13 protein-coding genes and 2 pseudogenes are annotated in these 14,787 nt (G+C 46.5%); 5 read left to right on the plus strand and 10 right to left on the minus strand.

Annotated elements, in window-relative coordinates; translation table 11 throughout:
* Positions 1–6 precede the first annotated feature (6 nt).
* The 7 genes from QUB35_RS16280 to QUB35_RS16310 all read right to left on the minus strand — a co-directional run bounded on the left by QUB35_RS16280 (position 7) and on the right by QUB35_RS16310 (position 6,432).
* Positions 7–780 carry a BMC domain-containing protein gene (locus QUB35_RS16280; RefSeq protein ID WP_190731639.1) on the minus strand — a complete coding sequence of 258 codons (774 nt, stop codon included), beginning with the start codon at positions 778–780 and terminating at the stop codon, positions 7–9.
* A gap of 345 nt (positions 781–1,125) precedes the next feature.
* On the minus strand, positions 1,126–1,833 hold the full coding sequence (locus tag QUB35_RS16285; protein WP_333142856.1) for a carbon dioxide concentrating mechanism protein: 708 nt from the start codon (positions 1,831–1,833) through the stop codon (positions 1,126–1,128).
* On the minus strand, positions 1,826–3,121 hold the full coding sequence (locus QUB35_RS16290; protein ID WP_333142857.1) for a transposase: 1,296 nt from the start codon (positions 3,119–3,121) through the stop codon (positions 1,826–1,828). Before QUB35_RS16290 ends, QUB35_RS16285 begins: the two co-directional genes overlap by 8 nt.
* Positions 3,122–3,276: 155 nt before the next feature.
* A complete protein-coding gene (locus QUB35_RS16295) occupies positions 3,277–4,929 on the minus strand; it encodes a ribulose bisphosphate carboxylase small subunit (RefSeq protein ID WP_333142858.1) in 1,653 nt (550 codons plus the stop codon).
* Positions 4,930–5,099: 170 nt separating this feature from the next.
* Entirely contained in the window at positions 5,100–5,405 is a 306-nt protein-coding gene (locus QUB35_RS16300; RefSeq protein WP_172186882.1) for a EutN/CcmL family microcompartment protein, read from the minus strand.
* 277 nt (positions 5,406–5,682) lie between these two features.
* Positions 5,683–6,024, minus strand: a complete 342-nt coding sequence (locus tag QUB35_RS16305) for a carbon dioxide-concentrating mechanism protein CcmK (RefSeq protein ID WP_006635058.1) — start codon at positions 6,022–6,024, stop codon at positions 5,683–5,685.
* A gap of 96 nt (positions 6,025–6,120) precedes the next feature.
* Positions 6,121–6,432 (minus strand): carbon dioxide-concentrating mechanism protein CcmK, encoded by a 312-nt coding sequence (locus QUB35_RS16310; protein WP_006635059.1) that lies wholly within the window; start codon positions 6,430–6,432, stop codon positions 6,121–6,123.
* Positions 6,433–6,928: 496 nt separating this feature from the next.
* Between QUB35_RS16310 and QUB35_RS16315 the strand changes: the two genes are divergently transcribed.
* The 3 genes and pseudogenes from QUB35_RS16315 (at position 6,929) to QUB35_RS16325 (ending at position 10,325) form a co-directional block, all read left to right on the plus strand.
* Positions 6,929–7,051, plus strand: a complete 123-nt coding sequence (locus QUB35_RS16315; RefSeq protein ID WP_333142859.1) for a hypothetical protein — start codon at positions 6,929–6,931, stop codon at positions 7,049–7,051.
* A gap of 71 nt (positions 7,052–7,122) precedes the next feature.
* Positions 7,123–8,392: pseudogene (locus tag QUB35_RS16320) on the plus strand (RNA-guided endonuclease InsQ/TnpB family protein).
* A 58-nt stretch (positions 8,393–8,450) separates the two neighbouring features.
* Positions 8,451–10,325: an NAD(P)H-quinone oxidoreductase subunit F gene (locus tag QUB35_RS16325; protein WP_333142860.1), complete on the plus strand. Its 1,875-nt coding sequence runs from the start codon at positions 8,451–8,453 to the stop codon at positions 10,323–10,325.
* Between the two features lie 144 nt (positions 10,326–10,469).
* Here QUB35_RS16325 and QUB35_RS16330 read toward each other — a convergent pair.
* Both QUB35_RS16330 and QUB35_RS16335 read right to left on the minus strand, forming a co-directional pair.
* Positions 10,470–10,859 (minus strand): annotated as a pseudogene (locus tag QUB35_RS16330) (Uma2 family endonuclease); the annotation flags it as partial.
* Positions 10,860–10,985: 126 nt separating this feature from the next.
* Positions 10,986–11,222: a hypothetical protein gene (locus QUB35_RS16335; RefSeq protein WP_445252007.1), complete on the minus strand. Its 237-nt coding sequence runs from the start codon at positions 11,220–11,222 to the stop codon at positions 10,986–10,988.
* Positions 11,223–11,451: 229 nt separating this feature from the next.
* Here QUB35_RS16335 and QUB35_RS16340 point away from each other — a divergent pair, with 229 nt between their 5' ends.
* Complete coding sequence (locus QUB35_RS16340; protein WP_333142861.1) at positions 11,452–12,966, plus strand: NADH-quinone oxidoreductase subunit M; 1,515 nt, start codon at positions 11,452–11,454, stop codon at positions 12,964–12,966.
* Between the two features lie 42 nt (positions 12,967–13,008).
* On the opposite strand, the gene QUB35_RS16345 is transcribed toward QUB35_RS16340, so the two are convergent.
* Positions 13,009–13,221: a hypothetical protein gene (locus QUB35_RS16345; RefSeq protein WP_333142862.1), complete on the minus strand. Its 213-nt coding sequence runs from the start codon at positions 13,219–13,221 to the stop codon at positions 13,009–13,011.
* Between the two features lie 57 nt (positions 13,222–13,278).
* Here QUB35_RS16345 and QUB35_RS16350 point away from each other — a divergent pair, with 57 nt between their 5' ends.
* The gene (locus QUB35_RS16350) at positions 13,279–14,445 is read left to right on the plus strand and encodes a CO2 hydration protein (RefSeq protein ID WP_333142863.1); all 1,167 of its coding nucleotides are present in this window, start codon (positions 13,279–13,281) and stop codon (positions 14,443–14,445) included.
* The last annotated feature ends 342 nt before the right edge of the window (positions 14,446–14,787 follow it).

The following is a 14,787-nucleotide window of genomic DNA, read 5'->3' on the forward strand; positions in this document are numbered from 1 at the left end:
TACCAATTACCGATTGATTTCCTCTTCCACATAAACTCTCAATTTCTCCAAATCTGGAAGTTCGATCAATTCTTGTTCCTTTTCCTTAACCGACACGGGCATCATCACAGGTTTACGCTGCTCGATCCAGCAACTCGCCAGCGGTAAAGTTTGTTCCAAATCTTCCAAAGGCCTCGGAATTACCATCACCGCGTTCAACTCGCCAATTCGCTCAGCTTCGTACATCCCTGCCTCTACGGCTACTGCTACATCTGCAACTGCACCGCGAATAATTGCCGTGCACAAACCGGCGCCAATTTTCTCGTAAGCTGCCAAGTGTACGTCTGCGGATTTGAGCATAGCGTCGCAAGCACCCACCATTGCCGGGAATCCCCGGGTTTCGAGCAAACCGATCGCCTGATTGCTAAGCCGAGAATAACTGCCTTTTTCCGAAAGTTCAGTCAGCCGAAAGCCGATCGGCAAAACCACTTCCAAATTAGCCAAAGGTCTAGGAATCACCAACTTAGAAACAAACTGCCCGAACTGTTCCGCTGTTTGAGCTCCAGCTTCCACAGCCAAACGCACATCGGAAATTCTGCCGCGGACAATCGCGGTACAGTGACCGGAACCAATTTTTTCGTATCCTACTAAAATCACTCCTGCCGACTTGAGCATCATGTCAGCAGTCCCCACAATTGCCGGAAAACTCTTGGTGGATACCAAACCCAAAGCAGTGTCTTTGAAGTATTCCTGGCGCTGCGATCGCTCTTCGTGACTGTTACGATCTGTTTGTCCGTCCATCTTCTATTACCCTTAGAAACTTCCCAAAATAAAAATTTGTTGATAGTTTATAGTTTCTCAGATGAGAAGACAGACTGCACGAGCTACAAAACACTGATTGCTGCGGCAAGGCCTGACAAATTGCTGAGCTACCAATAATATGAGATTACCTATTGATATTGGATCTTTCTGCCTTTAGCATAGCTGTCTTTTGCCGAAATGACCGAAAGCATCGAGGATACCCGCCACGTGATTCATCCGTCCAGAAATAAAAAACCTGTATCCCATAAAGGAACCCCGAATTTATCCGTGGGGTCAATGCTTCAATCTCAAATCTAAAATCGAAAATCTAAAATCGATTGACGGCTACCCGGAACCGCCCGATAGAGTTTGGCCGTTTTCCTCCGATCGATTAAAAGCTTGGCGGTGCGGAAACAGCGTCCCCAACAGCCGATTAATGTGAGCTTGACCGTACAGAATAGTTGGCGTTTCCCCTGGTTGGGGCGGCTCTGCGGCGGTGGATTCCGGCGGGTCTGGGGCCGTCTCCGGCGCAGTTTGAGGCGGTGTTTGGGCGGGTTGTGGCGGCTCGATCGGCTCGATCGGTCGATCGACTGGTGGCGTAGTGGCTTCGGGGGTTTCTGGTGATGTTGGCGCTGCTGTTGGCGCTGCTGTTGGCGCTGCTGTTGCTTCTGCGGCGACTTGGCGGCTGGTATCTCCCATTAGAGAACCTGCTGGCATAATTTGCATTTTGTCGATACAAGGATTGATTAGCGTCGTCGCGGCGCCAATACAGGCATTTTCCCCGATCGTTCCCGCACCTACCACCAGCACTCCTGCACCCAGAATAACGCCCGCCGCGATTTCCAGAGTACCTTCACGGGCGTGAAGGATAACTCCCATACCGATACAGGCACCGGCGGCGATCGAGATCCGGCTTCCGGGATCTGCTTGCAGGATTACTCCAGGGGCGATCGCCGCACCCTCATTCACAACTACATCGCCACTCATCAAAATCTGAGAGTTGCTACTTAATTGCAGTGGCGATAAATAGTTACTACATTGATGGTCAAACATGGGCAGACCCGCTCATGTCTTTCAACTTAGTCATTTTGAACGAGATATTAACTCGTCTGGGATGTGCTACCACACAACCACTATTCCGCTTTACAATCAATTCCAGAGAACCGAAGGAGTTAGGAATTACTTTTCGACCGATATTGAACGCACCATTCACATCGGCATGAATTACCGTTCCATCTTGAGAGCGGTACTTTTTCGTTGCTACACGTTTACCAGAGAAACTCAATGTGTTGGTTTTACCAGGCTGCCAAGTTGGGATCTCATCCCAATCTAAAAATGAAGCCTTACTGGTGTAAGATTCTTCACCTTCCTTTACGGTAATGCCAAATTTTTCTAGTTTACGAGTCAACATTGAAATAAACTTTGCATGAGGAATTAGAACAAACTGCTGGTTGTTTTTAGTTCCCATATTTACCTCCTTTTTCCACCGAGGATTTTTGCCAATCGCTACATGAGTGACGCCAATATCATTAAGTTCTGCTGTAATCTTGGCAGTTGCTTGGTGCAAGTAAGAATGCACGAAGTTATTACGATTCCTGATGATGTTTTGAATTTTTCGAGAACTCCCAAAACCCATAGCTGAGCGCAATCTCGCAACTTCTTTGTTAAACCATTGATTCTGGGCCTTCACAGGTTTGCCATTGACAGCTATAGGTTGAATCGTCGGGTCGGAAAAAACAATTGTAGCTAGATTGTCAATTCCAATATCAATTGCTGCGGATAACCCTATATTAACCAGCTTCCAATCATCCACCCCATTGTCATAAACGACTTCTACTACATAGCACCCTACTTTGGGAACTAACCTCACCTCGATTATATCAGCCAGTCTTAAACCTGGTTTGACTGGAATGAAAATGGGCGACATGGATGGAGCAATGAAACCTTTTTTGAACGCAGTTTTACCGAGCGCTTGGTTATTGAATTTAATCAAATTTCGACCGTCAGAATCAATGTAACCAGGCATTTTAGGCTGGCCTGTAAACCTAGACGAATCAAGTTTCCAAGCAGACAAAGCCTTGAAATAGGATTGCCAACTATCAGCAACCTGCTTCAGGACAAGCTGACTGACTTTTGCAGGAAGCGATTTGTAATTGATATCTGATTTGAAGAGCTTATCCATAGCCGCTTGGGTGAGCGTTCCGTGACCATATATGAAACTTTGACGATTTGAGTATTGAGCGGTGTTGAACAAGTTCTTGGACGCGAAACAGGCTACCTCGCAGTAACCAAACCACTCGCTACTGCTTTTTATTTGATGTTGCTCCACTTGGTACGACATTACGGCATTAATTGATAGATAAAATGCCTAATTCTGAGCAATAGTTATCGATCAAACTATTTAACTATCTCAAATCCAACTTCAATCCGCTGGGGTTTCTCCCGTTAGCCCAGCGCGAGGGCTTAACGGGAGAAACAAGCTAATTACCTAGCAAATTAAGGTCGTTGGATAATTTCTTCGAGCACCCGGCGCTTGGCCTTGGAGTCGATGCCCAGCAAGCGGACGTACTCGCCGCTGTGTTCTTTGAGACAGCTTTCGAGGGCAGAAATCACTTCGGCTTCGCGGTTGGATGCGATCGGGGCGCAACTGCTCCAAGAACCGGTGCGGAAACGGCGCGCGTCGGCGTGTTCCGTGCCAATTTTGTAGCCTTGGGAAAGCAGGTTGCGGATTTGGTCGATCGTCTTGCCGGTCAAACTGCCGCTGCTGGCCGAACCAGTCGAAGCTGCTTTGTATCCCGATGTTGCTGCAGGCTTAGATGTTCCTGCCGGCTTAGCCGATTGAGCAACCGGGCCGTCTGGACGCTGAATAATTTCTTCAACTATGCGCCGCTTAGCTTTCGGGTCAATCCCGATCAAGCGCACGTACTCGCCCGGGTACTCGTTCATCACAGCTTCCAAAGCGGCGATCGCCTCAGATTCGTTTCTGACTTGCAGCGAAGCCCCGCTTTGCCAAGAACTGGTGCGGAAGCGGCGCGCGTCGGCGTGTTCCGTACCCACTTTGTAGCCTTGAGCTAGCAAGCTGCGAACCTGAGCCACTGTTTCGGCACTCAATTTCCCGCTTGACACGGAACCGCTATTGTGGTTTGAAGCTTGTGCAACTTTACCGTTAGATTGGTGAGTTTTCGCACCGTTAGAACCGTTAGAGCCGTTTTCTCCCGGTCTTTGGACGATTTCTTCGAGTACGCGGCGCTTGGCTTTGGTGTCAATCCCGATCAAGCGGACGTATTCTCCTTGGTGCTCGGCCATGCAAGCTGACAAAGCCGCGATTACTTCTGAGTCGCGCTTTGAGGAAATCGGGCCGCAAGTACGCCAAGAACCTGTACGGAAGCGGCGTGCGTCGGCGTGTTCGGCTCCCACGCTGTATCCTTGAGCTAGTAAATTGCGGATGCTATCGGCAAGAGTTGAACTCAATTGGGTGCCGGCATTGGTAGAATATTTGGTTTGAGTCATATTTGGGTTTTTAGTTTGCTCGTTGCGAATTGGTGCTAGACAGGCGATGTTCTCAGCGCAGCGATAACCCGTTCTCAGAGCGTCATTGATGCCGATGACATGGGTCGCAAATTGAATGTCAGAATCTTGAACGTCAGGCAAGCGATCGGCTTGCTTCTGATTAGTGATGATGGCTCCCGAAGGTACGTACTTACCGGGGGGAATCTCGACATCTTTAATTAGTACGTGCATCATGACAATGCAGCCGTTGCCCACTCTGGCATTGAACACCGTAGAGCGAAAGCCAATAAAGCAGTTCTCGCCCACGTATGCCGGGCCGTGAATTAAACTCATGTGAGTGAGGGAAGTATTTTTCCCCACCCACACAGAATAGGATTTGTCGTCGTCTCCTGTGACTCGGCCTTTTTCTAGGCCGTGAATCACTACTCCGTCTTGAATGTTGCTTCCTTCTCCGATATAAAAAGGAGTGCCTTCATCGGCGCGGATAGATGTCCCGGGGGCAATCATCACATTAGAACCGATATGCACATCCCCAATAATGTTAGAAAAGGAATGTACGAATGCGGTGTCGTGAATTTTGGGCTCAGCCAAGTTTTTCGACCAAGGCGTCGGGGGAGCCGCAACGTTGCGGACTGCCATAAATTAAGTTCTCCTAAGCTGAAAAATTTTTTGTTAGTTGTTAGTTGTCAACTGTTCACTGTTAGCTGTTCACTCTTCACTGTCAACTGTTCACTGTTAGCTGTTCACTGTTCACTGCCAACTGCCAACTGCCAACTGCCAACTGTCAACTGCCAACTGCCAACTGTCAACTAGCGGTACGGGTCGTCTTTTTTACTGTAAATGAGGCGGTTTTCTACATTGACAGTATCTATAATGCCTACTACTAGAGCATCGATCGGACGGTTTTCACTTCCGGGCGCGATCCGGGCTGCGCTGCCTCGGGTTACTAAAACCCATTCATCTATACCTGCGCCCACACAGTCAGCGGCTACCTCATAGCCGGGAACTGGCGAACCTTCCTCATCGATGAATTGCAGCAGTAGAAATTTCGATCCTCTCAGCGTCGGCTCTTTTTGGGTACTGACAACTGTGCCGAGAACTTTGGCCATTTGCATTTTAGGTAATAGGTAATAGGTAATTGGTAACTGTCATTTTTACAGGGTCACTTGTCTTTTTTTTATTAGCTTTGCTCAGTCCGCTGTCCGCCGTTTAGAGTTATTCGTCTAGTAACTAATGACTCATGACTAATGACTAATGACTCATGACTAATGACTCATGACTAATAACCAATATCCCATACCCACCTCAATTAAAAATTAAAAATGCTAAATCAAAAACAGCGCGATTTTTAATTTTTAATTACCAAACGCCCCTAACAGCCGTGAGCCTATCTTATGATCTGTTGAGGGGGCGAATGCCGCTCACGCCTTCACGGAACTGTTCTACAGCTTCGGTGTAGCGAATCGGCAGTACGTACTCCAAGTTTTCGTGAGGGCGGGCGATAATGTGGGTGGACATCACTTGTCCGCCGTTAACGCGCTTCACTGACTCTACTCCGGCGGCGACAGAAGCTTGCACTTCCGAGACATCTCCTCTTACAATGACCGTAACCCGAGCGCTACCGATTTTTTCGTAGCCTACCAAGGTGACGCGGGCTGCTTTGACCATCGCGTCAGCGGCTTCTACCACTGCGGGGAAGCCTAGGGTTTCGATCATGCCAACTGCAATTGCCATTGGTTTTACTCCTGATTGAATATTTGGGGAACTAAACAGTTAATTTTTGACGATCGCACAAATTTTCCTTTAACGAAATTTTTGTGCGCTAAGAACTTAGTAGCCTCGGAACTGTTCTACTGCTTCTGTATATCGAATCGGCAGAACGTATTCTAGGTTTTCGTGGGGGCGAGCGATGATGTGGGTAGAGACGACTTCTCCGCCGTTCACCCGCTTGACGGATTCCACTCCTGCTGCGACTGAGGCTTGGACTTCCGACACGTTGCCGCGCACAATTACGGTGACGCGGGCGCTGCCGATTTTTTCATAGCCCACGAGGGTAACGCGGGCAGCTTTGACCATAGCATCGGCAGCTTCCACAACAGCGGGAAAACCTTTTGTCTCAATCATTCCCACGGCAATTGACATTTTTGAATCTCCTTTGAGGATGAGCGAAATTACCGTTACAAATCTTTGAGAAATCTAAAAATTTGGACGGGGAGGCCCACATTTATTAGTAAGGCAGTGTAAAGCTTCCTATCCTATAAGAATAGGGGAAGCTGTCCACCTTGACAATATAAACTAACATCATAATGTTTAATAACAAAAATTAAAATTTTTTATGTTACTTAAACTAATTTAATATTTATTTAATAATCTTAATATAGAGAGGGGTAGAAGCCGACGGCGAAGGGGGATTAAAGTAAGTAATAATACTCATAAAGTAGAGTTCGGTATGTGAAGCCGGAGCTGAGTCACTGCCGGGAAACTTGGGGATTCCCAAAGGGGGATCGCAGGGAAATCGGCAAAAAAGGCAGTCTTTGCCCATCGGCAGGCATTTGTTTCTTTGAGTGCCTCGCCTGCTCAGGAGGTAATTTTATCTTGAGAGAATTCTCAGTTTTGATGATTTAATGTATAGTGAATCTTGGGTGCAAATTATTTTGCCACAGCTATACGATCGGCTTTAGTCAAAGTTTTAGGGTATCAGGCGATCGCCCGCGACAGTTTTTGTATTGTAAAACTTCATGGAGTTTATAAGCAATTATAAACAATAATGGTATTCTATTGTTGTGAGTGTTGAACAAGGAATACGCATAGCCCAAAAAACCCAACTCTCAAATGCAACTAACACAGAGGCACATCATTAAATCAACGTCACACCGTTTCGCCCAAATAGACGAACTAGCTTTCAAGTCCAAAAACCTCTACAATGCCGCCCATTACGTCATTCGTCAGAGTTTTATTTATGGGTGGGGTTATGTCAGTTATAACGAAATGAACCGATTGATGAAGTCTCATGAAGTTTACAAGGCTTTGCCTGCCAAAGTAAGCCAGCAAATCTTAATGGTGTTAGACAAGAATTGGAAATCGTTTTTTGAAGCCGTTAAAGCTTACAAAGCTGACTCTTCAAAATTCACGGGTCGCCCAAAATTGCCAAAGTACAAAGATAAGACTAAAGGGCGAAACCTTCTCGTCTACACGATTCAAGCGATTAGTAGTAAACAGTTGAAGAAAGGAATCATTAAACTTTCGGGGACTGAACTTTTAATTAAAACCCTACTCAATCCCAACCAGATTTGTCAAGTTAGACTGGTTCCGAAATGTGATTCCTATGTAATTGAGATAATTTATGATGAACCGGAGTCCACCATCAGCAATGCCAACTCTGTAGCTAGTATTGATTTAGGACTAGATAATTTAGTGGCGTTAACTTCAAATCAACCGGGATTTATCCCTTTGTTGATTAACGGGCGACCATTAAAATCGATTAACCAGTTCTATAACAAACGCAAATCCCGATTACAATCCCAGTTAAAAGGGAACCGCAAAACTTCACCCCGGATGAGCGCGCTTAACTCGTTGTCGCCATCAAAAAGTTGATAATTACTTGCATCATGTTAGTCGTGTGATTGTTGCGATTTTAAATACCAAACAAATTGGGACGCTAGTAATTGGCAAGAATGCACAGTGGAAAACTGAAATTGATCTAGGGAAGCAAACCAACCAAAACTTTGTTAGTATTCCTCACTCTCGATTAATTGAAATGTTGGAGTACAAAGCTCGGTTGGCGGGAATCAATGTAATTGTGCAGGAAGAATCCTACACATCGCGGGCCAACTTCGTGGGTCTAGACCCAATCCCTGTCTACGGGAAAACAGAAAAAGAGCCAATGTTTACTGGTAAGCGTATTAAGCGAGGTTTGTACAAAACATCGACTGGTCAGTTAATTAATTCTGATATCAACGCTTCGTACAACATCCTCAGAAAAGCAATCCCAAATGCGTTCAGCGATGGGATAGGGAGCTGCGTAGTTGGGCCAATGCGGGTTAATCCGCTCAAAGTAAAAGTGAAGGGGGAGGGGCTTGAAGCCTCCCATGCCTATAAATGACTATACTTTTACCAGCTATAAAGGCAGCCAGTAATTTGAAGTTTAAGGGATAAATTAAATGACTCAATTTCTCCTCCAAGCCTGTTGGTGGGTACCTTTATATGGCTTAATAGGCGCAATTTTAACTTTGCCGTGGTCTACGGGCACCGTTCGCAGAACAGGCCCGAGACCTGCAGCATACTTCAATTTGCTGATGACGGTGTTAGCTTTCATACACGGATCAGTTATTTTTACAGCGACTTGGGATCAACCGCCCCAACAGTTGCTCGTGCACTGGGTGCAAGCAGCCGATTTAGATTTGTCTTTTGCAATAGAAATCTCCACCGTCAGCGTGGGAGCAATGGAGTTAGTTAGTGTTCTGAGTTTGCTAGCACAAATTTACGCTCTAGGCTACATGGAAAAAGACTGGGCGCTAGCTCGATTTTTTGGGCTGATGGGTTTTTTTGAAGCGGCAATTAGCGGCATTGCCATTAGCGACTCGCTGCTTCTAACTTACGCTTTGTTGGAAGTGCTGACGCTTTCAACTTACTTGCTAGTCGGGTTTTGGTACGCTCAACCGCTGGTAGTAACAGCCGCTAGAGATGCGTTTTTAACCAAGCGTGTAGGAGACGTGCCGCTGCTGATGGGAGTAGTGACGCTTTCAACTTTAGCGGGAAGTTTGAATTTTTCCGATTTGGAAATATGGGCTGAAACTGCAACTTTGTCTCCTGTAGTGGCGACTTTTTTAGGTTTGGCTTTAATCTCTGCACCTACGGCCAAGTGCGCTCAATTTCCCTTCCATTTGTGGCTTGACGAGGCGATGGAAGGGCCCAACCCGGCTTCGATTATGCGGAATACGGTAGTTGTGGGCGCTGGGGCTTATGTTTTGATTAAACTTCAGCCTGTTTTAGCGCTTTCGCCGATCGCCGATGCGGTGTTGGTGGTTTTGGGTGCGGTGACGGCTGTTGGCGCTTCCTTGGTGGCGATCGCCCAAATCGACATCAAAAGAGCACTATCGCATTCTACCAGCGCCTCTTTGGGTTTGGTGTTTATCGCCGTGGGGCTAAATCAAGTTGACATTGCTTTGCTGTTGCTGTTCGCGCACTCGATCGCCAAAGGCCTATTATTCATGAGCGTAGGGTCAATTATTACCACAACTAACACTCAAGATTTAACAGAAATGGGTGGGTTGTGGTCGAAGATGCCTGCTACCACTACGGCTTATTTAGTAGGCGCTGCGGGGATGGTAGCGTTGTTGCCTCTGGGCAACTTTTGGGCGATGCGGCGCTGGCTCAACGGTTTTTGGACTTTGCCTTTGTGGCTGGTAATAGTGCTGCTTTTAGTTAACGGTTTGACAGCGCTAAATTTAACTCGCATATTCGGTTTAGTGTTCGCTGGAAAACCGCAGCCGAAAACTCGCAGAGCTCCAGAAGTTGGTTGGCAGATGGCTTTGCCGATGGTAATTTTGACAGTGATTGGGCTGTTGGTGCCTTGGATGTTGCAGCAGTGGCAATTGTTAATTAGTTGGACTGGGCCTTGGGCGGAAACGGGGGATTTTGATACTTTAAATTTGCTGTTGAAGACTCTGCATCTTCCGCTGTTAATGTTATCTGGGTTGATTGGCGTTGCGGTTGGGGTGGCGATTTATTGGTACGGGGTTTTACCTCGACCGGTACGGCTGCCGGTGCCGGCGTTGCAGGATTTGTTTGCTTACGATTTTTATATCGATCGAGTTTACCGCGTGACTGTGGTTTGGGCTGTGGCTTTTATTTCTAAAATCAGCGCTTGGACTGATAGGTATGTGGTGGATGGGGCGGTGAATTTGTTCGGTTTTGCCACAATTTTCAGCGGCGAAGGGTTGAAGTACAGCGGCACCGGTCAGTCGCAGTTTTATGTGTTGACTATTGCGGGGGGGGTTGCTGTGTTGCTGGCGTTGATTATTTGGCTGTTTTAAACTGCAGAGATTGGCAGATGAATTTTTCGGGGTTTGTCTGCTTTTTGTCTGATGTTATTTAATTTTCAACCGCAGATGAGGGCGGATGAACGCAGATGAACGCAGATGATTTTATTCTGGGTTTGTCTGCTTTTTTATCTAATTTTACTCAAAATCGATCGGCCACAATTCTGTCACCGCAACTTCCCAACCGGGCAAAAGTTCGGGAATTGAAATCATGTCGCCGTCTCTCAATACCACTGGCTCGGCTGTCGGAGTGTAAATTGTTACTGTGCGCTTGTCTGGGTCGATTAATATTCCTACTTTTGCTCCGAGTTCGATGAATGATAGAATTTTTTCTCGCAGGGGTTTGAGGCGATCGCACTGAGATTTGATTTCTACAACTAAGTCGGGAACGAGTTCGGCAAAATACCTTTTGCTTTGTTTGAGGCGATCGGCTGTCACAAACGAAACATCGGGAGATATCAGATCGGAATTGGGGAGAATAAACCCGCCGCTAGATTCAAATACTCGTCCGAGTTCGCGAGGTTTGACCAGGAATTTCAAAGGTGGTACCCGCCACGTGATTTATCCGTGGAATCAATCCCAAATCGAAAATCGAAAATCCTCAAGCCCCCGCATTTATCCGTGGGGTCGCCTCTAAAATCTCCAATCTAAAATCTAAAATCGATTGACCCAGTTAAGCAAAAGACTGCCAAACTCTGCCCCAATTTCGCTCGATACAATGTCTGATGGGCCCCTAACGATAATCTTCCCGTCTACGAGTTCTAATTGGTAGTCTAGATGTGCTTCCGAGAGTATACCTTGCAGTTGTTCCAAGTCGGTAACTGTTAGCCTGGTGGAAGGATAGGCCGATCGAATTTGCAAATCTTCCCGATCGGTAAGACTTGAGGTCATAGGAGGATTTCAGACACATTTGAATCTATGTTAACAAGAAAATCAGGCGATCGCTTTTTTATGCAGTTGCTTTGCGTTAATGTTAAATATATACCAATCCTTGCAGGACTCGTAAATTTTTTACCCCACCCCAACCCTCCCCTTGGCAAGGGGAGGGAGTAAGAAATTCACAAATGATTGAGGATTGCTATATCTCTAAAAACTGCGTAATAAAGGAAAGTTTTAATTGATGCTCAGTGCTTTAATCTGGATACCAATGTTGGCGGCCGCCCTGATTGGGCTCTGGCCCGGTGAGATCAGTTCTAAAATAGTTCGGAATGTCGCGATCGCCATTGCGGGTATAACTTTTATTCTGTCGGTGATTTTGGCAGTTCAGTTTGATGCCAGTACCAGTCAGTTGCAGTTTTCGGAATTTATTCCTTGGATAGATGCTTTGGGATTGAATTACAATCTCGGCGTTGATGGTTTGTCTCTGCCTTTGGTGATTTTAAATACTCTGCTGACAGGGGTAGCTATTTACGCTACGGATGAGTCGATCCGCAGACCTCGACTTTATTATTCTTTGATTCTGTTAATTACAGGCGGCGTAACAGGGGCTTTTTTATCTCAAAATTTGCTGCTGTTTTTCCTGTTTTTTGAGGTAGAATTGATTCCGCTTTACCTGTTAATTGCGATTTGGGGAGGCGAGCGCCGGGGTTATGCTGCTACTAAGTTTTTAATCTATACTGCATTTGCGGGAATTGTGCTGCTGGCTGCTTTCTTGGGGACTGGTTGGCTTAGTGGTGCTTCTAGTTTCGATATGGTTGGTGCAGCGGGCGCATCGCATTTGCAAGGAGGATTGCCATTGCCTTTGGTAAGGCAAATTGTTTTGCTGGCAGGGGTGTTGCTGGCTTTTGGAATTAAGATGCCTTTGGTGCCTTTTCATACTTGGCTGCCGGATGCTCACGTAGAAGCTTCGACGCCGGTTTCGGTGCTGCTGGCGGGGGTGCTTTTGAAGCTGGGAACTTATGGGATGCTGCGCTTTGGTTTGGGTTTGTTTCCCGATGCGTGGGCGGTGGCGGCGCCGATTTTGGCGAGTTGGGCGGTGGTAAGCGTGCTTTACGGGGCGAGTTGCGCGATCGCCCAAAAAGATATGAAAAAAATTGTAGCTTACAGTTCGATCGCTCACATGGGCTACATTTTGTTAGCTAGCGCCGCAGCTACTCCGATTAGTATGCTGGGAACAGTTTTGCAAATGGTTAGCCACGGTTTAATTTCGGGGCTGCTATTTTTGAGTGTCGGCGTTGTTTACAAAAAATCCGGCACCCGCAACATCGATGTGCTCAAAGGTTTGTTCAATCCCGATCGCGGTTTGCCGATGATTGGCAGTTTAATGATCCTCGGCGTGATGGCTAGTGCCGGCATTCCGGGTTTGGCTGGATTTATTGCTGAATTTTTGATATTTCGGGGCAGTTTGCCCGTGTTTCCGGTGCAAACTTTGCTCTGCATGATCGGCACTGGTTTGACTTCAGTTTACTTTTTAATTATGGTCAACCGCGCCTTTTTCGGCCGCCTTTCGGATGTGGTGGAAAATTTGCCCCAAGTCCGCTGGCGCGATCGCATCCCTTCGCTGGTTTTAGCCATAATTATCGCAATTATGGGAGTGCAACCGGGAGTTTTAGTTGCTTTGAGCGAGAAAACAGCGATCGGAATGGTAGCTAATGTGCCACCGCAAGTTAAAGCGATCGCTCAAAACTTGAAATAAAATATGACCTAGGTTCGTAGCATCGGACATCTTGCAGCAATCTCAATAAGAGGATTTTTCGGGGGGTCGGGCGGGTTTATAGAACCTATTTGCAAGCTTTAAGGCTGTTGGCGAACCCGCCCCTACGGCTAATTGAGAATGGTGCAATATCTCAGTAGCATCGGACTTTAGTCCTATGGCAGTTTTCAATCCCATGAAATACAGCAGACGGCTGTAGGGAGACGGCACTGCCGTGTCCCTACCTATTCCATTCATCAGTGTATCCGTGTTCAAATCCTTGTCGTTCCTTCCTTCAATTAAGGTTAAATAAGAATGAAAAGTACCGTATTAAAACCCTCTTCCCATCCCCTATCCGCATACATTGACCTCTTGGAATCAGGCAAAGCTTTGCTTCCCGAATCGGCGGAAAATGTAGTAGAAGTTGTCGGCATTCTCAAAAGTTACGGTGTGGTTCTCGATGCCTATTCTCGCAATCTCAATTATATTGCAGAAGAACAGTTTTTAGTGCTTTTCCCGTTTTTTAAATATTTCAACGGAGAGGTAACGCTGCCCAAATTAATGCGCTATTTGTGGCACGATCGCATAAATTTTGAGTATGCTGAGTATGTTATGAAAACTATGCTGTGGCACGGCGGCGGGGGTTTTGACACTTATTTGGATACCCCGGAATTTAGCAGTTTGGTCGAAAAGGCGATCGCTGCTAAACTGAAAGGCAATTTTTTCATGCAGGGACTCAACAAAGCATTTCCTAATTTTTTGCCGGAACAAGTGCGGATGCTGGCTTACTACACCGGTCTCGGTCAGTTTTGGCGGGTAATGAGCGATTTGTTCATAGACTTATCTGATGCCTACGAAGCCGGTAAAATTAAGTCGATCGCAGAAGTAGTTGATTTTGTCTTAGCAGGTTTGGTTAGCGCCGCCAGTTTACCAATTACCTACAGCGTCAAGATTGGCCCTCAAGTCTACGATATCATTCCGGCGAGCGCTAACTTAACATTTTTACCAGATGTAGCAGTGCCTTATGTAGAGTCAATTTTCTTTCGGGGCACTGCGTTTTTTGGTACAGTTTCCTACAACGCTCAAGCTCATCAAATCCCGGAAGAACAAAGAGAATTTGCCTACGGGGCTTTGTTTGCTGACCCTTTACCGATTGGAGGTGCAGGGATTCCGCCAACTCAATTAATGCAAGATATGCGTCATTATTTGCCGGAGTATTTGCACGAAGTTTATCGCACTAGCTGTCGCGGTGAAGACGATGTGCGGGTGCAAATTTGCCAGAGTTTTCAAAAGTCGATGTTTTGCGTGACGACGGCGACTATTTTCGGTCTAGCACCTCATCCAATGAATACATCAGATCCAGAGGAAAGAAAGGCTAATCGGGCTTATTTGGAAGGTTGGATGGATCGATTTGGGAATTCTCGCTTGGATTGGGCAAATCAGCCAACTAATAGGGCCTGTCAGTTGTTCCCCGAACGGTAGAAGGGCGACTGGTTTTTAGGGAGAAATGTCTCTAGGAGTTGCCAAAATATTACCTGAAGAAAGCAATTGCTTTCTTTGGGAAGGCGAAAGCTCATCCTGGCGATCGCAATGATATCATGTCCATTAAAATAGCCCTTATAAGGCAAGTAGTGAAAACTTCAGTCCACAGACTTTTATGAGGACTGAAGTCCTCACTACCAAACAATTTTATATAGCAATCCTAAATCATTCTCATAATTATTGTAGGGGCAATCCGACCCCTACTCCCCGTGGTTGCCCTATAGATAGGGGGTAGGCACGGGGAGTAGGGGTAGCACTACCCCTACAAATTTATCTGAATCA

The sequence above is a fragment of the Microcoleus sp. B13-B6 genome (assembly GCF_036705405.1).
Taxonomy (GTDB): domain Bacteria; phylum Cyanobacteriota; class Cyanobacteriia; order Cyanobacteriales; family Microcoleaceae; genus Microcoleus.